This window comes from Ahrensia sp. 13_GOM-1096m (genome assembly GCF_000620605.1).
Lineage (GTDB): Bacteria > Pseudomonadota > Alphaproteobacteria > Rhizobiales > Rhizobiaceae > Ahrensia > Ahrensia kielensis.
Window position 1 is genome coordinate 282,848 of sequence record NZ_JIAX01000009.1, and the last position, 20,042, is coordinate 302,889.

Genomic DNA, 20,042 nt, shown 5'->3' on the forward strand with positions numbered 1-20,042 from the left:
TGGTCGGAGCGGCGGGATTTGAACAATTAAAGATTAATTTTACTTATTTTTCCATTGCCTAAAGATACAAAATTAGGATGGGCGCAATTCCTCAGAGCCAATAAAATAAAATCCTCTAGTATATGCAAAGGAGCTAGATTGGACGGCTCTTTTCCATTCACAGCAAGGTTAAAGCTGGCACAGCCGCACGGGCAACGCCATAAAGTTGCTTGCACTGCTTCCAACTATTCTAAAAAGGAAGCTGCTTTTTATTTCCATTATTCAGCATCCATTGTGCCAACTCTAGCTCTTGAGCAGTAAGGGAACGCATATCTGAAAATGAGTCATTCATATGTAAGCAAAGGGATAGATTCCAACCTAAAAATGCTTCTTAGCAAATGCTCTACCGGAGCCAGATTTTAAATATCTTTCGAATTTATCTGCCTTATCATGATCGGGAAAAGCGATATATCCAACGAGTTTCCATGGAGCAAATTTCTTTGTATGCCTAGATTCCCCTTTGTTATGCTCGCTATGACGCTTTTTAAGATCAATAGTACAACCGGTATAATATCTGTCAGGATCAGATTCGCTTTGAAGCATGTATACATATTTCATGTAGTCCGCCTTCGCCCTTCGGGCTTCATCGTGACACCCGCTTCGCACGCTCCGGCTTTGATTGGCTTCCGCCCAATCACGCCGTAGCTAGATTTTGGTTTTGCCAAAATCAGCGAAGGCGGATGGTCGGAGCGGCGGGATTTGAACCCACGACCCCTCGCCCCCCAGGCGAGTGCGCTACCGGGCTGCGCTACGCTCCGACTATCATCGCTATAGCTGCCTCTTTATCACCAGACAAGACTGCAATTGAACAGAGCTCTGTAATCTTACAGAGCCCATAACAAACGAAAATGTAGGCAAAAAAATACCGCTATCCAAAAAAGGAAGCGGTATGAGTTAAGTGAGTAAAAGACTGGTGTTAAATCCAGTAAGCAAGAAATACGGGGTAGATATTAACTTGCGGTTAAGCCTCAAGAATATTTAGCGCGCCTGATCTAATAAACGTTTGCACTCAAGAAGATCGAATAGCGCCTCTTGCAACAATGTTCGGTTATCTCGGCTCATGCCTTCGCCAGCGATCGCATCTTCTTTTGCGTTTTTGCTGCGATTGAAAAGCCCGCGCCCCTTCGCTTTTGCTTCTCCGACAAGCACGTTTTCGTCCATAGTGTCAGATTTTGCGTTCTCGCGTAGTTGCTGAGAAGCTTTATCGGCTTCCTCAGCTTGTGCATGCGCAGCTTCTTGGTTGCGCTTGGACATTTCTTCCAATGCACTCAGGTCGCCTGTGCCAATAGCAATGGCAAATTGTACCCCGTTTTGACGTAAAATTTTCTGTACACCCTTAATGGTGTAGCCTTCTTCATAAAGAAGATGCTGAATACCGCGCAGAAGATCGAGATCAGCGGGCCGATAATAACGGCGACCACCACCGCGTTTCAGCGGCTTGATTTGGCTAAAGCGTGTTTCCCAGAAGCGCAGTACGTGTTGAGGCAAATCCAACTCATCAGCAACTTCACTGATCGTGCGAAACGCGTCTGGACTCTTATCCATAATCAACACCTACCTAAAATCACATATCGCACATACTAAGCGAGGCGAATCAACGCTCCTGATCATAGCCTAGTTAACGTGAGCTACGGCGGAAACCTTCAATTACATGATTCTTAAGGACATTTGAGGCTTTGAATGTAACCACACGCCGCGGCGTGATGGGCACCTCTTCGCCTGTCTTAGGATTCCGGCCGATCCGCTCGTTCTTCGAACGAACCTGAAATGTTGCGAAGGAGGAAAGCTTTACTGTCTCGCCTCGCACAATGGCATCGCAAATCTCATCGATGATCATTTCAACCAAAAGCGCCGACTCGGTGCGGGATAGGCCCACCTTCCGATATACAGCCTCCGACAGGTCAGAACGTGTCAACGTCTTGTCCGTCATTTGGCGTTTCCCCTCAAAGTTTCGTGGTATCGGCGAAAGTTATAGAAATTACTGTAGTGAATCAAGGCCAATAGACTTCTAAAGCGCTAAATTAAGTTACCAACGTAATAATACTGCGCCCCAAGTAAATCCACCACCCATTGCTTCAAGTAAAACCAAGTCACCTTTCTTGATCCGTCCATCAGCAACTGCGACTGAAAGTGCTAAAGGTACAGACGCTGCAGAAGTATTACCATGTTTATCAACAGTAATAACCACTTTTTCTGCGGGTATACCTAATTTTTTAGCTGAAGCATCAATAATACGGCGATTTGCTTGATGGGGAACGAACCAATCTATCTGCTCGCCAGTAATACCTGCAGTTTCAAAGGAATCTTCGATCACGTCTGTGATCATGCCAACAGCATGTTTGAAAACTTCCTTGCCAACCATCCGTAAATGGCCAACGTCTCCGGTCGTTGAAGGGCCACCATCCACATAGAGTTTTTCTTTGTGGCTACCATCTGAGCGCAAATGAGCCGCTAGAATACCGCGATCCGACGTTAAACCAACGCCTTCAACGGCTTCCAGTATAATAGCGCCTGCCCCATCGCCGAACAAAACGCATGTTGTGCGATCTTCCCAATCCAGCAAACGCGAAAATGTTTCTGCACCAAGGACCAGAACCCGCTTTGCCATACCGCCGCGTATGTAAAGGTCAGCGGTTGTCGTTGCATAAACAAACCCTGTGCAAACAGCTTGCAGATCGAAAGCTGCACCGTGTTTCATTCCGAGACGGTTTTGAATATTAACGGCAGTCGCTGGAAACGTATTGTCAGGCGTTGATGTGGCGCAGATGATCAAATCGATATCATCTGGCGTCAAACCCGCATTGTCTAATGCTGCGCGCGCGGCAGTTTCGCCAAGCGATGCGGAGGTTTCCCCCTCACCAGCTATGTAGCGCTGCTTAATGCCAGTACGCTGCTCTATCCATTCCGATGTTGTGTCAATTTTTTGCTCGAATTCTGCATTCGGCATAACGCGCTTTGGCAAAGCACTACCAACACCTATTACCGCTGATCGGATCATTGAATCTACTTTTCGCTCTTGTTTTCGTTGAGTTCCGGCACTGTTACCGCAGGTGAACTGCGTCCCTGACGTGTATGGAACTGCTTGATATCTATATCGATTTTTCTTTGCAACTCGTTACGAACCATATCGTGGCCCATATCCAAAGCAGCCGCAAACCCTTCGCTGTCAGTGCCGCCGTGACTTTTGATCACAATGCCATTGAGGCCCAGAAAAACACCGCCATTAACTTTGCGCGGGTCCATTTTTTCGCCCAAGCGCTTAAACGCACTGCGCGCAAACATATAGCCAATCTTAGACATCAATGAATGCCCCATGGCGGCGCGTAAATATTCGCCGATTTGCCGCGCTGTGCCTTCAGCTGTTTTAAGGGCAATATTGCCCGAAAAACCTTCCGTCACGACAACATCAACCGTGCCTTTGCCTAAATCATCGCCTTCAACGAAACCGTGATATTCCAATGTTGGCAAATCCGCATCGCGCAGCAAGCGCCCTGCTTCTTTTACTTCTTCTTGGCCTTTGATCTCTTCAACGCCCACATTAAGCAGACCAACAGTCGGGCGTGGATTTTCAATCATTGCGCGCGCCATTGCAGCGCCCATGACGGAAAAATCAACCAATTGCTGTGCATCAGCGCCAATCGTCGCGCCAACATCCAGAACGATGCTCTCTCCGCGTAAAGTCGGCCAAATCGCAGCAATAGCAGGGCGTTCAATATCTGCCATTGTACGCAGGCAAAAGCGTGACATAGCCATGAGTGCGCCCGTATTGCCAGCAGACACACAAACATCCGCCTCACCGGTTTTAACGGCCTCAATAGCCTTCCACATCGATGACTTCCAGCGCCCTTGCCGCAAGGCTTGAGACGGCTTGTCATCCATACGCACAGACACATCGCAATGCACGAATGTGCTGGCGGCTTTTAATTTGGGAAACTTATCAATTTCAGGCTGAACTTCAGGTTCTTTGCCATAAAAAATAAACTTTAACTCAGGATGACGCTCTAGCGCGATTGCTGCGCCGGGTATGAGTACCGACGGGCCATGATCGCCGCCCATCGCATCCACTGATATTGTGACCAAAACTGAACCGTCCCGTTTATTAATTATTTAATTCAGGTTATTTTCATGTTCTCTTGAACAAGACGAAAATAACGGTTTTATGGCAGCGAACAAGCTTTTCCTCAAAGCTTCACAGCTTGTCTTTTAAAGCTGCAAGCGCTGCAAAGGGATTTTCTTTGGCGTCAGCCTTATCTGAAGCGCTTTCTTCTGCAAACTTTTGAGCTTCTTCCTCTGCCCCGTCAATACGCGGATATGGATTGATCTCAAGTGCAAAAAACTCCGCCGCGATGTCTCCCACGTCCAAAAATGGCGATTGAAAGACTTCCGGCACATCGTCGCCTTCAGCATCAATCAACAATTCATTAGCTTCGCCAGTAACAGCAGGCTTTGCCAATTTCGACGTTTCAGGCACAAAAACCGCGTTTATTTCTTCGTTGACCGTCTCTTCCACAGGCTCCAACGTAATCACACATTCCTGATAAAGCTGCGCTTTTAGGGGCCCAGATACTCTCACACCGTCCTTATGCCAGCGCTTGATGTTCAACTTTGCAGACAATGACGATATCGACAGCACGCCCATGCTTTTAGCCAGCGCCGCAAGTACATCCGCGTCCGGTTCAATCTTCACGTTCAGCCCCTTCGCAGGCAGCTTTAATACGTTGATTTTTTGCGATATGGGGCTTGGTAAAGCTGAGCCAGATGCATTTTCATCCATATGATTCTCATTCATTCGCAAATTACCTTACGGTTGAGGAAAATTAATTTCGCCGCGCAACAATTGATCCTCATCAATCTTGGCCAAATGAGCAGCGCTCGTGATCATATATTGAGCCAGCGCTTCAGATGCTAGCTGTTCTTTGCTATCGGGCGTAATGTTACGGACAAGCGCGTCTTTTAATGCATCAATATTATTATCATCCAAAGCCTTCCAATAAGGCCCCATGCGCCCATAGAACATTTTTCCCAGCTTTTTCATACGCTTGGGAACACCCGCGTCCCCCACACCGAGCTCGCGCACAGAGTGATCTAGCTCCAAAAAGAACTCATCAAGCACATCTTGGCTCAGCTCTTCTAATGCAGGCGATGTGCTGCGTGTGCGGAAAAGAAACAATATCATGTGAAGTCCGATGGCTTCATAGCGGCCTATCGGCGTATCAGGCACACCCCATTCGGCATAAAGGACCGGCTGACGACCAGCTTCAATAATATGTGCATAGAGCTTAGAAACGATTATCTCGTTCGGATTTTGTTTTTTTGGTCGAAACAGTGACATAATCATAATGCAAACCCTTACTCTATTCGGCACTCGAATAACTTATACTTGCTGCTAGCGCGTTGCGCAGACGCTTGCAAGAAGGCGGTATGTGCGGTACCGGACAATAGAATATATAGAGTATGCGTACTCTGCTTAAGGAGATAGATGTGGCGGCAAAGAATTCCAAGACCGATAAAAGAGGTCATTTCATCGCAGCAGCAGTTGCAGTCGCAATGCTTGGCGTTTCGGGCTGCTCAACATCGAGTGTTCTAGGGTCCAAAGAAACCTTCAAGCAAGGTTATGTCATTGACGAAGAAACAATGGCGCTTGCGCCTGTTGGTTCGAGCCGTGAGCAAGTTTTGCTAGCGCTTGGCACACCCACCACTACGAATAATTTTGGCGGCGAAGTCTTTTACTATATTTCCCAAACGCGCGTTCGCTCTGCTCAGTTTTTAAAGCCTAAGCTTGTCGACCAGCGTGTATTTGCGATTTATTTCGATGACAGCGATACGGTAAGCCGCATTGCCGATTACGGCCTTAAAGATGGGCGCGTATTTGACTTTGTTGCTGGCGCAACGCCAACGGGCGGTAAAGACCAGACATTCCTAGGTCAAATCCTGACAGGATCTCTAGGCGGCCCTTCAGCTTCCAGCATTCTGGGACGCTAACAGCCTCAATCAATATATTAAACGCTGCAAATCACATTGGTTTGCAGCGTTTTATTTTGCCAAAGATTTACGGCGCACAACGAAAGCTTGGCCCAACAGGACAAGCAAGCATAGCGCGCATACAGGCAATACGATCCAATTGAGCATATCCCAGCCATAGGCGTTTAGCGTTGCACCAGATGCAAATGACGCAATTGCTACAGTTGTGAACAGCGCGAAATCATGCACGCCTTGAATCTTGTTCTTTTCAGATGGGCGATAAGTGTCTGTGAGCATGGCTGTTGCGCCAATAAAGCCAAAGTTCCAACCAACGCCCAATAATATAAGCGCAAACCAAAACTGCCAAAGCGCAAGACCCGATAGCGCAACAATTGCGCAGCCAATCAATAAAATCAGTCCCGTCGCGACGATTTTCTCTTTACCGAATCGCACAATCAATCTGCCGGTAAAGAAGCTCGGCGCAAACATAGCCATAACATGCCATGAAATGCCTAAGGTCGCATCGTTCAATGAGTGCCCGCAGCTTATCATGGCAAGCGGTGCGCCTGTCATCACAAAGCTCATTAAGGCGTAGGTTGTGACGGCGCACACAAAAGCGATTAAAAAACGCGGCTGCGAGATAATTTCGAGCATAGGGCGTTCCGCGCCCGATGGTGCATTTGCGTCTTCTACTGGCACGGGCAAAGTGCGCAATGTCATTAAAATGCCTGCGCCAATGATGCCCAGAGCCACCACCGATATGAATGCACCTGCAAAGCTTACAGGCTGCAGCATATCTTTGGTAAAGATAACGGCTTGCGGTCCAATGATTGCGGCAAATACACCGCCGCCCAGAACCCAAGAGATTGCCTTTGGCTTAAATATTGCTGGTGCTGCATCGGCTGCTGCAAAGCGATATTGCTGAACAAAAGAACCGCCGACACCAAGAACGGCCAGTGCCACGACAAAAAACCAGAAATTATGCTGGATCAAGGCCAATGCGGCCAAAGCACCGCCAACACTTGAAATTAAGGAACCTGTTGAAAAACCATAGCGGCGTCCAACAGCACGCATCAGCATTGCAGCTGGCAATGCGCCAAGCGCAACGCCGACATTATATCCGGTGACTGGCAGTGTTGCGAATGTCTTATCGGCGCCTAAAAGGTAGTGACCAGCCAAACCGCCGATAGAAATTGCAATCGGCGCACAGGCACCGACAAAAGCTTGAGAAATAGCGAAAGTAGCGGCCGTGCGCTTGGCTTCACCAAGGTCTAGCGTATCGCTCATTTTTTCTCACGATACTTACGGGCTATACGGTCAAGAACAGCATTAACGAGTTTCGGCTCATCACCATCTTCAAAGAAGGCAACCGCAATATCAATATATTCAGAGTTGATCACGGCAACTGGCACATCCTTGCGCTCAAGCAGCTCAAAAGCCCCTGCCCGTAAAATCGCGCGCAATGTGCTGTCGATGCGCGATAATGGCCAATCTTCTTGCAAAGCATCACGAATGATAGGGTCTAGCTTGGTCTGATCGCGTACAACGCCTGAAAGGACGCCGCGAAACCAAGAGGCATCCGCTGCCACATATTCTTCGCCGTCAACGACTTGACCTAGACGAAATGTTTCATATTCGGCCGCGATCTCAAGTACGCCAGCGCCAGAAATATCCATCTGGAATAATGCTTGCACAGCGGCAAGCCGTGCAGCGCCGCGTTTATTTGCAGACCTAATCTTCCCTACAGCCATCAAACTTGACCCAACATTTTGAGCTTCAAGCTATGCATCGTGATTGCCGCACGCGCCGCAAAACCGCCCTTGTCTAGCTCAGTCTTGCGCACACGCGCCCAAGCTTGAATTGCGTTTTCAACGGTCAAAATACCATTACCAATTGGCACACCTTCAGACACAGACAGGTCCATCAGTGCGCGGGAGCTTTCATTGGACACAATATCAAAATGGTAAGTTTCGCCGCGAATGACCATGCCGAGTGCAACATAACCATCATAATCGGTGACACCGTCTATCGCATAAGCAATAGCGGCTGGAATTTCGAGCGCGCCCGGAACTGTCACCACATCATAGGTAACACCTGCTTCATCGAGCGCAGCTTTCGCGCCTTCGAGCAAGGCATCCGCCATGTCGTCGTAGAAACGAGCTTCAACAATTAGAAAATGAGGGGCATCTGACATGAAAAATTCCGGCTGTTTTGAAATGAAATGGCTGACTACGCCTCTTTACCCGCCTCTGCAAGACGCGAAATGTAACGTTCTACATATCTGGCGATTTGATCGATCTCAATATTGACCTTATCACCCACTTGAACCTGCCCCCAAGTCGTAACTTTTTGGCTATGGCGAATGAGTAGAACATCGAAAATATCGCCGTTAACGCTGTTAACAGTCAAAGACGTTCCATCAAGGCAGACCGAACCTTTGGGCGCGATATATTTTGACAAAGCGGATGGCGCTTCAAGGAAAAAACGTGTTGCATCACCTTCAGCTTCAATGCGTGTCACGGTGGCAAGGCCATCAACATGACCAGACACCATGTGGCCGCCATACTCATCGCCGACTTTCATCGCGCGCTCGGTATTAATGCGTGTGCCTTCCACCCAAGTGGCAGCACTTGTTAAACGCAGCGCTTCTTCCCAAGCCTCAACTTCAAACCAGATATTATTACTATCCGGCGACGATTTTGCTGTGACTGTTAAACAAACGCCTGCACAGGCAATCGATGCGCCAATATCAATCGTTTGCGTGTCATAGGCTGTGCGAATACGAAACAGCTTACCGCTGGCAAGTTCTTTAACGCTGTCAATTGTTGCAATATCGCTGACGATGCCTGTGAACATTAGTTTTTCCCGATTTCAAAATAACGATCAGGACCGAATATAGCGCGTCTTTTGATTACAAAACCATCCGGTAAATCGCCGCTTGTCACAGGGCTTGCAATTCCGCTTTTGCCGACCTCTACATCGCTTTCAAACAAGCAGATATTTTCAACCAGATCGTCACTCAAAAAGCTTCGAGCCACCTGTCCGCCGCCTTCAACCAAGGCGCGCGTGATGCCAATTGCGGCTAAATCTTCCATAAGTTCTGGCAGCGCAATGCGGCCATCATGAATGTCGCAGGCCATAATTTTCGCACCGTGATCAGCCAGCGCTTTCGCATTGTCTGATTGCGGATAGGCTGTTGCCACATAAAGCGGTGCCTGATCAATGGTGTGAACCAATGCGCCATCGACACCCAATCGTGCGCCCGTGTCCAAGACAATGCGCGCAGGCGATCTGTTTTCCAATCCTGGCAGGCGGCAGGTCAACGTGGGATTATCGATGATAGCAGTATCAACCCCAACGATAATAGCGTCATGTTCAGCGCGCAATATATGGCTTTGATGCCGCGCCTGTTCTTGCGTAATCATCAATTGACGGATTTTACGGTCGCCGATCATGCCATCGGCAGAAACCGCAAGCTTTAGAGTCGCTTGCGCCCGTTTCGTCATAGATCGATTCAAGTAAGAACCAAGCACTGTGCGTGCCTCATCTTCCAGACAGCCAACAAGAACTGTGATTCCTGCCTCGCGCAGAATATTATAACCTTTGCCCGATACGCGCTCATCAGGATCGGTCAAGGCACTCACAAGTCGGGTGATGCCCGCATTCACAAGCGATACAGCGCATGGCGGTGTGCGGCCATGATGCGCGCAAGGCTCCAATGTCACATAGGCTGTCGCGCCTTTTGCGTGTTCGCCAGCTTCTGCCAAAGCGGCAGCTTCCGCATGGGGCCGCCCGCCAATATCTGTGATGCCACTGCCAACGATAACGGGTCCATGGCCCAAATCTTTGACAAGCAAAGTTGAGACTGACGGATTGGTGCCGGTGCGCGCTAAATGACGCCGACCGAGCCGAATGGCAGCCGCCATAAATCGTTCGTCTGTTTTGGTAAGATTTTCAGCCGCCATTATGTGCGCCTTGCAACATTAGTCGTCTGCTTCTGGTTTAGCGACCGGTAGATTTCCACCAAGTTCGCCCAAAAGCTCTTGAAAGTCGTTGGGATCACGAAAATCCTTATAGACCGATGCATAACGCACATAGCCAACATCATCGAGATTTTTCAAAACCTCCATAACAAGCGCGCCCACATCATCCGATGCGATTTCCTGTTCACCGCTGCTTTCAAGCTGGCGCACAATACCGGACACAGCACGTTCAATGCGGTCGGCTTCAATTGGGCGTTTGCGCAGGGCAATTTCAAACGACCGCGCAAGTTTATCGCGTTCAAAGGCAACTTTGCGGCCGTTTTTCTTTACAACGTAAAGCTCGCGCAATTGCACGCGCTCAAATGTTGTGTGCCGCCCGCCGCAATCATTACACACACGTCGCCGCCGGATAGCCGTGTTATCCTCTGCAGGACGGCTATCTTTAACTTGTGTGTCTTCTGAATGGCAAAACGGGCAGCGCATTTATCAACTCATATAATCGTAAATCGGGAAGCGGTTTGTTAGCTTGATAACGTCTTCTTTAACAGATGCTTCAACACCAGACGTATCGCCGCCCTCACCTGCTGCGGCAACGCCGTCAACAATACGAACAATCAGCTTGCCAACTTCACGGAATTCAGCAGGACCAAATCCACGTGTGGTTGCAGCTGGCGTACCAAGGCGAATACCAGATGTGATTGTTGGTTTTTGCGGATCGTTCGGCACGCCGTTTTTATTACAAGTAATAAATGCACGGCCAAGCGCTTCTTCCGTCGCCTTGCCTGTCACGCCTTTCGGGCGCAAATCAACCAGCATTAGATGCGTATCTGTACCACCTGAAACAATGTCCATGCCGCCTTCGACAAGTGTTTCCGCCAAGATTTTAGCATTCTGAGCAACAGCGCTCATATATGTTTTAAATTCTGGGCGTAGCGCTTCGCCAAATGCAACAGCTTTACCAGCAATAACATGCATCAATGGGCCGCCCTGAATACCAGGGAAAACAGCAGAATTGATTTTCTTCGCGATCGCTTCATCATTGGTCAACACAAGGCCGCCGCGTGGGCCGCGAAGCGTTTTATGCGTTGTTGATGTTGCAACATGGGCGTGTGGGAACGGGCTTGGGTGCAAGCCTGCAGCAACAAGACCTGCAATATGGGCCATATCAACCCAAAGGATTGCATCAACAGAATCAGCAATTTCGCGGAAGCGTTTAAAGTCGATAACACGTGAATATGCAGAACCGCCGGCCACAATGATCTGCGGCTTGTGTTCTTTTGCCATTGCTTCGACCTGATCGTAATCGATCAGACCTGTTGCAATATCCAGACCGTATTGAACGGCATTGAACCATTTACCAGACTGGTTTGGACGTGCGCCATGTGTGAGGTGACCACCGGCATCAAGGCTCATGCCGAGCAGTGTATCGCCCGGTTTTGCAAGCGCCATAAACACAGCTTGGTTTGCCTGACTACCAGAGTTAGGCTGAACATTAGCAAAATCACAGCCGAAAAGCTCAAGAACGCGTTCAATCGCTAAGTTCTCAGCAATATCAACATATTGACAACCACCATAATAACGGCGGCCAGAATAGCCTTCCGCATATTTGTTGGTCATGATTGAGCCTTGTGCTTCGATCACTGCGCGTGATGCGATATTTTCCGAAGCAATCAATTCAATTTCATTGCGCTGACGGCCCAGTTCTTGGCGAATTGCACCAAAAACAGCCGGATCGCGGTCGCTCAAAGTTTCATTGAAAAAATCGTTGGAAAACTGCGTCAGATTAGCACTATCAGTCGACATAAACGGTCACCTTTCATGATTTAGAAGATGAGGATCTTCACATGTCGTCGCTCTAACAGATGATTACCCCTATGTCATCGCTAGAATCGACACCAAAACGGCGCATCCAAAACATTGAATGCGCCGCGCACGTTTTCTAGCAAGTTTCGACTTAAAAATTTAAAGTGAAGTCGCAGCTGTTTCCAACTCACCAACACCGTCGCGGTTGTAAATATCATCGCGGAAGTGAACAACGCTGTCGCCTGTCGACCATGCGCTGATATATACAAAATATACTGGCACTGGCGTGCTTAGCTGAATTGGCGTGCTCTCACCTGATTTGATGATTTGTTCAATTTGGCCGCGCGTATAGCCAGCTTCTGATGACAACAACCAAGCCGATAGTTCACGGATATCTTGAATACGCACGCAGCCAGACGACTCAAAGCGCAAGAATTTACCGAACAAGCTCTGCTGCGGTGTGTCATGCATATAAACAGCATGCGGGTTGTGGAAGTTGATCTTGGTCGACGACATCGCGTTGATCTTGCCCGGCTCCTGACGGAAGCGCAGCGCAACAGCTTCATCTGTTGCCCAGTTCACTGTTTCAGGTGCCACTTCCTGACCGCCACCATCAAACAAACGAATTTTGTTGCGTGTCAGATAGGTTGGATCTTTGCGCATTAAAGGAATGATATCTTTGCGGATGATCGACTTTGGTGCAGTCCAATATGGATTAAGAATAACTTCGTGAATCTTGGACGAAAGCACCGGTGTTTCGCGGTCAATACGGCCAACAATGGTTTTATGACGGCGTTCAACACGGCCATTGGTCACAGCTTCCAGCTCAGTACCTGGAATGTTGACCATAACAAAACGATCACCAAGATAGCCTGACATAGAACGCAAGCGCACAAGGTTTGTTTCCAACTGGCCAAGACGTGTCTGCGCATCAACATTTAATGCAGCAAGTGTGTAGTTACCCATAACGCCATCGGCGCCCATACCATGACGCGCCTGAAAGCGCTTCAAGCCCGCATCAAGGAAAGAATCGAATGTTGTGCTATCGCCGGAATTACGTGCCATATCGCCAGAAATGATAAGGCGCTGACGTAATTGACGCACGGCATTGTCACGCACACCAACTTTTAGGCGCTGTGTCGCATTAACCCGTGGCCATCCACCGTTTGCGACGATGCGTCGGTAATTATCAATCGCCACTTCCACATAAGACACGGTTGAAGGGCTGAGAATTGGAAGGCGGCTATCGACAGCAGCTCTATTGCTAGAGCCTGCAGAATCAAACTGATCATCCCAATTGCCGCGCTGTGGTGATTGCAAAATATCACCAATTGATGCCTGAGCGTTCGCCGCTGAAGGTAAAATTGCCGCTGCGCTTAACGCTGCTGCAGATTTTAAAACTGTACGTCGGCTACTTTTAATAAATCCGGTCATGGGTTTCCCGCGTAGTGGATACAAATAAGATTGCGAAACTATAATATGTTGTGCTTCGTAACATCGTCAACTTAACAAAGCGCAAACCATAATAACAATAGCGCGACTACCAAAGGTAATCTCGGACTTATGTACATTGCTCTTGCATTGACCCTAGCTGTCACCCTTACCTGTTTCATTGGAATATGGCTAATAAATGTCATGACACAAGATGCTGGGGTTATTGACTATTATTGGGGACCAGGTTTTGCGGTTATCGGCGGGGTAAATCTTTATCTGCTTGGCACCGGCTCATTTTATGAATGGTTTTTGTTCGGCGCCGTTTGCTTATGGGCGCTTCGATTGGCGGGTTATTTAATCAATCGCCACCATGGCAGCACACTAGAAGATGGGCGTTACCGTGTCATGCGCGAAAATGCAGGACGTGGATATTGGTGGAAAAGCTTACTTACGGTTTTCATATTACAGGCAGTCTTGCTTTGGCTTATCGCCGCCCCTCTTCACGTTGCATTTGGGGCCGACTATGCAGCAATCCCCCTCCTCTTTTGGCTGGGCATTGCCGTGTTTGCCTTTGGTTTTGTTTATGAATGGGTTTCAGATCATCAATTAGCAACGACCAAGACGACCAGTGGGCACAGCGTAAGATCTCTAACACTGGTCAAAAATGGCCTGTGGAGCCGATCACGGCATCCCAATTATTTTGGCGAAATTGTCCTATGGTGCGGCATTTCAATCGCAGCTTTTGCGCTATCGGGTTCGATATTGAGCTTTGTTGGCCCTGCACTTTTAGCATTCGTGATGATCAAAGTGTCTATTCCGCTGACAGAACAGCATTTGGAGAAAAGCCGGCCAGCCTATTCGTCCTATAAAAAGACAACACCGATGCTTTTGCCGCTCGGCAAGGCGAAAAAGTAGCCCTTCATAAACAAAGCGCCGCATGATCTGCGGCGCTCTATTTGTAACATCAGAGTTATTCTTAGAGACGGTACATCACTGTGTCGTTCCAGAAACGGTCCAAACGCTGCATTGTGCGATTCATCGCTTCAAACTCTGCATTGCTGATGCCACCCACAGACTCGATTGACGCAACGTGGCGATCATAGAGTGCGGAAACTGACTTTGCGACTGCGACGCCTGAATCTGTAAGGCTAATGCGCACTGAACGGCGGTCTGAACGTGAACGCTCATGATTGATGAAACCAAGTTCAACAAGTTTCTTGATGTTATAAGAAACGTTTGAACCAAGGTAATATCCACGAGAGCGCAGTTCACCTGCTGTCAGTTCACCATCACCGATATTGAAAAGAAGAATTGCCTGAACAGCATTGATATCGTTGCGGCCTTGGCGGTCAAATTCGTCTTTCACCACTTCTTGAAGGCGGTGATGAAGGCGCTCAACCAATTGCAAAGATTCAAGATATAGCTTGCTGGTAGGCGAAGTATTCGTCGTCGAGTGGGATTCCCCCACCTTATTTAATTCGTTTAACATTGTAGCCTCACTGTATGTCGCCGATGTTTCTCGGCTTGTGAGTTCAATCTATCGAAGACGTATAAAATTCGAATTAAAAGCCAGCGTTAACAACCTCTTACAGTTCGCTATTGTGAGTTTTGCTTAACAAGAGCTTACAGGTGTTCGAATCCGGTACGCTGCTGGCGTCGTTTCTCAATGAATATGCCTGCCGATAAGAGCGCCCAAAATAAAATAGCAATGCTGTGCGTTAAAACTGTCATTGAGCGCGGTTCAAACAATTCTGTCCAAACGCCAAAAGCTAAAAGCTCAAGACACATGGCAAATAGCCACAGAACAACGCCCCATGATTGGGTCATCCACAAGCCCAAACCAGCAGCAGGCAGAATGACGGCCAAAACAGTCTTGAGCATACGCCAATGGGTATCCAGCATATCGAATCGCAAATTGCCGTTTTGCGTGATGCCGGTAAGCTGCGCCCAGTTCATCAATGCGGCGATGAGGCACAGCACTGCCATGGTTCGCAAAAACCATACATATAAAGACACAATGAATGTGCGCTTGGAGCCATTGGTTTGCATCGTGTGGAGAACCGCACCTAATCGTGGATGAGGCATAATCGCCTCTTGGCTTAATTTGCTACCCTAGCTCTTGGCTAAATGCAAAGTCCCGTGATACGCCCACAAGGAGTTGTACACGGACTAAATGGAATAAATAAATGCGCAATATTGATGACATTGTTCAAAGCCGCCGATTACGCCGTATGCGTAAAGCACAATGGTCGCGTAATCTTGTGCGTGAAAATCAACTCACGGTGAATGATCTGATTTGGCCCATTTTTCTTGTTGAGGGTGAAAACCAGACCCAGCCGATTGATGCCATGCCCGGTGTTTCGCGTTTGAGTGTCGATATGGCTGTTGAAGCTGCCAAGAAAGCCCATGATCTTGGCATTACGCTGATTGCGCCATTTGCCCATGTGCCTTTTGAAAAGAAAGATGTCACCGGCTCTCACATTCTTGATGAAGACAACATCATCTTGCGCGCCGTCGCAGCGATTAAAAATGCAGTGCCTGAAATCGGGCTTATGACAGACAGCGCGCTTGATCCGTTTACAGATCATGGCCATGACGGGGTTTTGCGCGATGGTATCATCGTCAATGACGAGACCGTTGATATACTTGCGCGCGCATCGGTTTTGCAGGCGCAGGCAGGCGCAGATATTATCTCACCGTCCGATATGATGGATGGCCGAATTGGTGCCATTCGCGATGCGCTTGATGCATCTGGCCAAAGCGACATTGCGATCATGTCTTATGCGACAAAATTTGCTTCTGCCTATTACGGCCCCTACCGCGAAGCGATCGGCACATCCGGTCTCTTAAAGGGCGACAAGAAAACGTATTACATTGACCCTGCGAACTCAGACGAAGCCATTCGCGAGGCCGAACAAGACATTGCAGAAGGTGCTGACATGATCATGGTCAAGCCTGGCATGCCTTATCTGGATATTTGCCGCCGCCTCAAAGACACGTTCCAAATGCCGACCTTTGCCTACCAAGTGTCGGGCGAATATTCGATGATTGAAGCTGCGGCTGCCAATGGCTGGGTGGACGGCGAGCGCGTCATGATGGAAAGCCTGCTTGCTTTCAAACGTGCTGGCTGTGACGGCATTTTGACCTATTTTGCACCAAGGGTCGCCGAAAACTTGGCCAAGAATTGAAATCAGCACCGATTGTTCCCATCTATTTGTAGAACAAAGAATGAGGACAAGCATTGATGAATAGCGAAGCTGACATACAACACTGGCGTCTATTAGAGGGCGTGCGAACAAGACGCATCTTTGCGTTTTTTATCGATTACGCCATGGTCCTGCTCTTAATAGCGTTGGCAGTTCCTCTAATTGCAGTGCTTGGCATTGCAACATTAGGCGCCGCATGGCTGCTTTATCCAATCTTAGGCTTTCTTGTTGCCGGAATTTATATTGCATGGACCGTTGGCGGTGAAAAACAGGCCACATGGGGCATGCAAATGATGGGTATCAAACTGTCTCGGTATGATGGGCAGCGCATTGATTCCATGACCGCGATTGTTCATGCCGTTTTATTCTGGGCCACAACCGCAATCTTTATGCCGCTTTTACTGGCTCCGTTGTTTTTAGAAGATAAGCGCACCTTGCATGATCTTGCCCTTGGAACACGCGTTATCCGCTCAAATGCTTGATCAAACTGTACCTTGACGTTTGCCAATTTGTGACCAATTTTACTCTGGCAATCTTTTTGGGTGATGATGACACAGCACGATACAAAAACACCGCAGTTTTTTCTGACATCACCGTCTAAGTGCCCCTATCTTGACGGGCAGATGGAGCGGAAGATATTCACGCATCTTGTTGGTGACAAAGCACCGGAATTGAATGAGCTTTTGACGCAAGGTGGTTTCCGCCGCAGCCAAAATATTGCATACCGCCCCGCCTGTGAAACCTGCCGCCGCTGTGTGTCCGTGCGTATTTTGGCCGATGAATTTAGACCAACGAAGAATATGCGCCGCATCATAAAGGCGAATAATGATCTGATTGGCACTGAGCTTAATCCAGAACCAACGTCAGAACAATTTTCATTGTTTCGCGCCTATCTGGATTCAAGGCACCGCGATGGCGGCATGTCAGACATGACAGCGCTGGACTATGCGATGATGGTCGAAGACACGCATGTAAATACCAAGATCATTGAGTATCGCCGCCGTGGTCCTGACAGCTTCATAACGGGCAAAGGTGAAGGTCCGCTGATTGCCGTTTCATTATGTGACCGCATGAATGACGGTTACTCTATGGTTTACTCATTCTTTGACCCGGATACGGAATTCAAATCCTTGGGCACATGGATCATTCTTGATCATATCTCGCGAACAAATATCCAAGGTTTGCCATTTGTTTATTTGGGGTACTGGGTCGCAGGTTCACCTAAAATGGACTACAAGTCTCGCTTTAAACCGCAACAGCACTTGACCGCGAATGGGTGGGAGCTTTACCGCGGTTAAGTGAACCACCGGATAAAGCGACATGACTCCCTATCAAAAAGGCCTATTGATTACTGGATTTGGCGGCTTGGTGCTGACAATCGACATTCCACTCATCAGGCTTGGCGGCGGTGATGCATGGTCGGCGCAATTTACCCGCTCTGGGCTAGGCTTAGTAATCGCACTCTTGTGCTGGGTCTTCATCAGATTACGACAGGGCAAACGCGTCTCGCTATTGCCGGGCCGCGCCGGCATGGTCGTGGCTGCCTTTTATGGCTTGAGCGCCATTGCTTTTGTTGCTGCGGTCTTCAACACAACGACCGCCAATCTCGTTTTTATTCTAACGTCCACAACCATATTTTCGGCACTATTGGGCTGGGTTATCCTTCGCGAACGTCCTAAGACTGCAACGCTCATCACAATGGCTATTATGGTGTTCGCGGTATTTTTGATTGTTTCAGAAAGCATTCAAAGCGGCAATTATTTTGGCGATTTGTGCGCCGTGGCAGCTTCTTTTGCATTGTCATTGGGAATCGTATTTGCCCGTTTGAGCGGCAAAGATATGGGTTTTGCGCCCATGATTGGCGGCATAATACCTTTGATATTAGCGACTGGCGTTTTGCTTTCAAAAGGCGGTGTATCAGCATTTCACCTTGATGCCGCTTGGTGGACAATCGCCAATGGTGCGATTGTTATTCCCATTGCATTTTGGTGTCTTGCGACTGGTCCTAAATATCTATCTGGGCCAGAAGTAGCGATGTTCTATCTTTTGGAAACAGTTTTGGCGCCGATTTGGGTCTGGATCATCTTTTCAGAAGCGCCCACCCGAAACACGATGATCGGCGGCACAATATTGATTATTGCGCTTATAGGCCATTCGCTTTGGCAATTACGCAGCGAGCGAAAACGGCGATCAGCTGAGCGTAACGAACTTGCCACCAATATAGGTTAAAGGCATTTTTTCACCCGATGCAAAAGCCCGCACGCGCCCAATTAGAATATCGTGGTCGCCTGCCCCAACAATCTGGTTGATATCGCAGTCAAACCACGCACTGGCCTGCGGCAAGATCAAGCGCCCACTTTCAAGCCGGCGCACCTCAACTTCCGCAAAGCGGTCCGCATGATCGCCTTTGGTAAAGCGCATCGCTGTATCGGCCTGCTCTGCGGCCAGAATGTTGACCGTATAGCCTTTGGCCTTTGCAAACGCATCATGGCTGGATGAAGCCTTGCGAATGGACCAAAGCACCATTGCTGGATCAAGCGACACCGTGTTGAAGGAATTGCATGTCATGCCATAGTCTTGGCCTTCGAAATGCGTGGTCACGACTGTGACGCCGGTTGCAAAACACCCCATCGCTTTTTTAAGCTGATTGGCGTTTAAGGCATCAAGGTTTAAATTTGCATCAGCATTCATTAGAGAAATCTCCTTCACGGCACTTCGTGACCTTCGGCTAGCGTCCACAATTCAAACCATGTTTCACGGTCTATTTTTACGTTCATTGCATTTGATATTTTTGCAATGCGCTCGATATTATTCGTGCCTATTACCGGCATTATTTGTGCTGGATGAGCAAGCAACCAAGCAATTGCCACAGCATCGGCACCAACATTTTGCTCATTTGCAATTTCTTTCAACCGCGGCATCACGCGCTTTGCAGCTTCATCAGATGTATCGAACAGTCGCCCGCCCGCCAAAGATGACCAAGCCATAATCGGCATATCTGCCTGCTGGGCTTTGGCAATCTGGCCATTTGTAAACGGCGCGTGTTCAAGAATGTTGACCTCGATCTGATTGGTCAAAATCGGATGTTTCATCGCGGATTGCAGGAGTTCAATATCCCACGGCATAAAGTTTGAAACACCGATACCGCGCACTTTACCGCTATCGACAAGCGCATCGAGTGCAGCGCCTGTTTCATGGTGATCCATCATCGGATCAGGACGGTGGATAAGCAGCATATCAATGACGTCGACACCAATACGCTTGAGCGAATTTTCGACCGAATAATTAATGTGGGCCGCCGAAGTATCATAATATTTCACGCGGCGCTGCGGGTAAGCTTCACCCGTTAGCATGATATCGCATTTGGTTATGATCTGCATTTTGCTCTTTAGATCACTGCGCCCTTTAAGCGCATTGCCAAAAAGCTCTTCGCACACATAGCCGCCATAAATATCGGCATGGTCAAATGTCGTAATGCCTTGATCCAAGCAAGCTTCAACCTTGCGGATAATATGCTCCGAAGACGTGTCTGCATCATCACCTAAGCGCCACACACCATAGATTAGGCGGCTCATCTCAGGCGCGGCGTTTTTAAAGTCGATCATTTGCATGCTAG

At 48.5% G+C, this 20,042-nt stretch carries 25 protein-coding genes and 1 tRNA gene; 6 read left to right on the plus strand and 20 right to left on the minus strand.

Translation table 11 applies throughout. The features are described 5' to 3' along the window. Positions 1-357: 357 nt before the first annotated feature. The 8 genes from N530_RS0105335 to N530_RS0105370 form a co-directional block, all read right to left on the minus strand. Complete coding sequence (locus N530_RS0105335) at positions 358-597, minus strand: GIY-YIG nuclease family protein (protein ID WP_026479849.1); 240 nt, start codon at positions 595-597, stop codon at positions 358-360. 123 nt (positions 598-720) lie between these two features. Next, positions 721-797, minus strand: a tRNA-Pro gene (locus N530_RS0105340). A 220-nt stretch (positions 798-1,017) separates the two neighbouring features. After that, a complete protein-coding gene (locus tag N530_RS0105345; protein WP_026479850.1) occupies positions 1,018-1,584 on the minus strand; it encodes a MerR family transcriptional regulator in 567 nt (188 codons plus the stop codon). A gap of 73 nt (positions 1,585-1,657) precedes the next feature. Further along, positions 1,658-1,969, minus strand: a complete 312-nt coding sequence (locus N530_RS0105350) for an integration host factor subunit alpha (RefSeq protein WP_018687584.1) — start codon at positions 1,967-1,969, stop codon at positions 1,658-1,660. A gap of 96 nt (positions 1,970-2,065) precedes the next feature. Beyond that, positions 2,066-3,037, minus strand: a complete 972-nt coding sequence (locus tag N530_RS0105355) for a beta-ketoacyl-ACP synthase III (protein ID WP_026479851.1) — start codon at positions 3,035-3,037, stop codon at positions 2,066-2,068. A 5-nt stretch (positions 3,038-3,042) separates the two neighbouring features. Next, complete coding sequence (plsX, locus tag N530_RS0105360) at positions 3,043-4,119, minus strand: phosphate acyltransferase PlsX (RefSeq protein WP_026479852.1); 1,077 nt, start codon at positions 4,117-4,119, stop codon at positions 3,043-3,045. Between the two features lie 109 nt (positions 4,120-4,228). Beyond that, positions 4,229-4,828: a DUF177 domain-containing protein gene (locus N530_RS0105365; protein WP_081773895.1), complete on the minus strand. Its 600-nt coding sequence runs from the start codon at positions 4,826-4,828 to the stop codon at positions 4,229-4,231. Between the two features lie 12 nt (positions 4,829-4,840). Next, positions 4,841-5,377, minus strand: coding sequence for a ubiquinol-cytochrome C chaperone family protein (locus N530_RS0105370; protein ID WP_026479854.1), 537 nt, complete (start codon positions 5,375-5,377; stop codon positions 4,841-4,843). 116 nt (positions 5,378-5,493) lie between these two features. On the opposite strand from N530_RS0105370, the gene N530_RS17470 reads away from it, so the two are divergent. Further along, positions 5,494-6,021 (plus strand): outer membrane protein assembly factor BamE, encoded by a 528-nt coding sequence (locus N530_RS17470; RefSeq protein WP_035266430.1) that lies wholly within the window; start codon positions 5,494-5,496, stop codon positions 6,019-6,021. Between the two features lie 51 nt (positions 6,022-6,072). Here the strand turns inward: N530_RS17470 and N530_RS0105380 are convergent, their stop codons facing one another. The 8 genes from N530_RS0105380 to N530_RS0105415 form a co-directional block, all read right to left on the minus strand. Continuing rightward, positions 6,073-7,287 (minus strand): MFS transporter, encoded by a 1,215-nt coding sequence (locus N530_RS0105380; protein ID WP_026479855.1) that lies wholly within the window; start codon positions 7,285-7,287, stop codon positions 6,073-6,075. Further along, a complete protein-coding gene (nusB, locus tag N530_RS0105385; RefSeq protein ID WP_026479856.1) occupies positions 7,284-7,751 on the minus strand; it encodes a transcription antitermination factor NusB in 468 nt (155 codons plus the stop codon). Before nusB ends, N530_RS0105380 begins: the two co-directional genes overlap by 4 nt. Continuing rightward, entirely contained in the window at positions 7,751-8,194 is a 444-nt protein-coding gene (ribH, locus tag N530_RS0105390) for a 6,7-dimethyl-8-ribityllumazine synthase (protein WP_026479857.1), read from the minus strand. Before ribH ends, nusB begins: the two co-directional genes overlap by 1 nt. Positions 8,195-8,229: 35 nt before the next feature. After that, positions 8,230-8,856, minus strand: coding sequence for a riboflavin synthase (locus tag N530_RS0105395; protein ID WP_026479858.1), 627 nt, complete (start codon positions 8,854-8,856; stop codon positions 8,230-8,232). Beyond that, a complete protein-coding gene (gene ribD, locus N530_RS0105400) occupies positions 8,856-9,965 on the minus strand; it encodes a bifunctional diaminohydroxyphosphoribosylaminopyrimidine deaminase/5-amino-6-(5-phosphoribosylamino)uracil reductase RibD (RefSeq protein WP_026479859.1) in 1,110 nt (369 codons plus the stop codon). Before ribD ends, N530_RS0105395 begins: the two co-directional genes overlap by 1 nt. 18 nt (positions 9,966-9,983) lie before the next feature. Continuing rightward, positions 9,984-10,466 (minus strand): transcriptional regulator NrdR, encoded by a 483-nt coding sequence (nrdR, locus tag N530_RS0105405; protein WP_018687573.1) that lies wholly within the window; start codon positions 10,464-10,466, stop codon positions 9,984-9,986. A gap of 3 nt (positions 10,467-10,469) precedes the next feature. Further along, positions 10,470-11,786, minus strand: a complete 1,317-nt coding sequence (gene glyA, locus N530_RS0105410; RefSeq protein ID WP_018687572.1) for a serine hydroxymethyltransferase — start codon at positions 11,784-11,786, stop codon at positions 10,470-10,472. 159 nt (positions 11,787-11,945) lie between these two features. Next, complete coding sequence (locus tag N530_RS0105415; protein ID WP_026479860.1) at positions 11,946-13,220, minus strand: murein L,D-transpeptidase; 1,275 nt, start codon at positions 13,218-13,220, stop codon at positions 11,946-11,948. 129 nt (positions 13,221-13,349) lie between these two features. Between N530_RS0105415 and N530_RS0105420 the strand changes: the two genes are divergently transcribed. Then, a complete protein-coding gene (locus N530_RS0105420; protein WP_081773896.1) occupies positions 13,350-14,135 on the plus strand; it encodes a DUF1295 domain-containing protein in 786 nt (261 codons plus the stop codon). Positions 14,136-14,196: 61 nt separating this feature from the next. Here N530_RS0105420 and ldtR read toward each other — a convergent pair whose 3' ends face one another. Both ldtR and N530_RS0105430 read right to left on the minus strand, forming a co-directional pair. Further along, positions 14,197-14,709, minus strand: a complete 513-nt coding sequence (ldtR, locus tag N530_RS0105425; protein ID WP_026479862.1) for a transcriptional regulator LdtR — start codon at positions 14,707-14,709, stop codon at positions 14,197-14,199. A 134-nt stretch (positions 14,710-14,843) separates the two neighbouring features. After that, on the minus strand, positions 14,844-15,305 hold the full coding sequence (locus N530_RS0105430) for a DUF6163 family protein (RefSeq protein WP_155851925.1): 462 nt from the start codon (positions 15,303-15,305) through the stop codon (positions 14,844-14,846). A gap of 101 nt (positions 15,306-15,406) precedes the next feature. Here N530_RS0105430 and hemB point away from each other — a divergent pair, with 101 nt between their 5' ends. The 4 genes from hemB (at position 15,407) to N530_RS0105450 (ending at position 18,655) form a co-directional block, all read left to right on the plus strand. After that, positions 15,407-16,408: a porphobilinogen synthase gene (gene hemB, locus N530_RS0105435; protein WP_026479864.1), complete on the plus strand. Its 1,002-nt coding sequence runs from the start codon at positions 15,407-15,409 to the stop codon at positions 16,406-16,408. Between the two features lie 56 nt (positions 16,409-16,464). Further along, the gene (locus N530_RS0105440) at positions 16,465-16,908 is read left to right on the plus strand and encodes an RDD family protein (protein WP_026479865.1); all 444 of its coding nucleotides are present in this window, start codon (positions 16,465-16,467) and stop codon (positions 16,906-16,908) included. A gap of 66 nt (positions 16,909-16,974) precedes the next feature. Continuing rightward, on the plus strand, positions 16,975-17,724 hold the full coding sequence (locus N530_RS0105445; protein WP_026479866.1) for an arginyltransferase: 750 nt from the start codon (positions 16,975-16,977) through the stop codon (positions 17,722-17,724). A 22-nt stretch (positions 17,725-17,746) separates the two neighbouring features. After that, positions 17,747-18,655: a DMT family transporter gene (locus N530_RS0105450; protein ID WP_026479867.1), complete on the plus strand. Its 909-nt coding sequence runs from the start codon at positions 17,747-17,749 to the stop codon at positions 18,653-18,655. Here the strand turns inward: N530_RS0105450 and N530_RS17475 are convergent. Beyond that, positions 18,617-19,117, minus strand: a complete 501-nt coding sequence (locus N530_RS17475) for a flavin reductase family protein (protein ID WP_018687563.1) — start codon at positions 19,115-19,117, stop codon at positions 18,617-18,619. The genes N530_RS0105450 and N530_RS17475 overlap by 39 nt on opposite strands. A 14-nt stretch (positions 19,118-19,131) precedes the next feature. Further along, complete coding sequence (locus N530_RS0105460) at positions 19,132-20,037, minus strand: aldo/keto reductase family oxidoreductase (RefSeq protein ID WP_026479868.1); 906 nt, start codon at positions 20,035-20,037, stop codon at positions 19,132-19,134. Between the last annotated feature and the right edge of the window lie 5 nt (positions 20,038-20,042).